At 60.9% G+C, this 519-nt stretch carries 1 protein-coding gene; it reads right to left on the bottom strand.

Annotated features, from left to right (window positions below; translation table 11 throughout):
• A partial coding sequence (locus K206_RS0137025; protein WP_020207210.1) for an IS256 family transposase occupies window positions 1–448 on the bottom strand: 448 nt, incomplete at its 3' end.
• Window positions 449–519: the final 71 nt, after the last annotated feature.

The raw sequence follows: 519 nt of genomic DNA, 5'->3' as shown, positions 1-519 counted from the left end.
AAATCAGGTCGGGCGACACCTCCGTCCCGTACAGCTCCAGCAGGTGGGCCTGAATCTCGCGCACGCTCATGCCGCGCGCGTACATACTGATCACATGGTCGTCGAAGCCGGGCATGCGGCGCTGGTGCTTAGCGACCAGCTTCGGCTCGAAGCTGGACAGGCGATCACGCGGGATATCCAACTGCAATTCTCCGCCGGGCGTGAGCACCGTCTTGGACGAGGTGCCGTTGCGGTGGTTCTTGCTGCAGGCCTCCTCGTGGGCGAGGTGGTGGTTCAGCTCGGCCGTCAGCATGCGCTCGGCCAGCATCTTCTTGAGCTGGCCAGCCAGGCCCGCTTCGCCCAGGATCGACTCGGCGTCCTTGTTCTGCACCTGCGCCAGCAGCTGGTCGATCAGCTCAACGGGGAACGGGTACGGCTGCTTCTTGGTCTTCGGTTTTTTCGTGCTCATTGTGTCGGTCATGGAACGTCCCTTTCGGAATTATTTCATGACCCGTTGCACACAAAAAATCTGACAGGTTC

This window comes from Cupriavidus sp. WS (assembly GCF_000395345.1).
GTDB lineage: Bacteria > Pseudomonadota > Gammaproteobacteria > Burkholderiales > Burkholderiaceae > Cupriavidus > Cupriavidus basilensis_B.
Note: the sequence above shows the minus strand (reverse complement) of the source record. Positions and strands in the feature narration are given on the sequence as shown.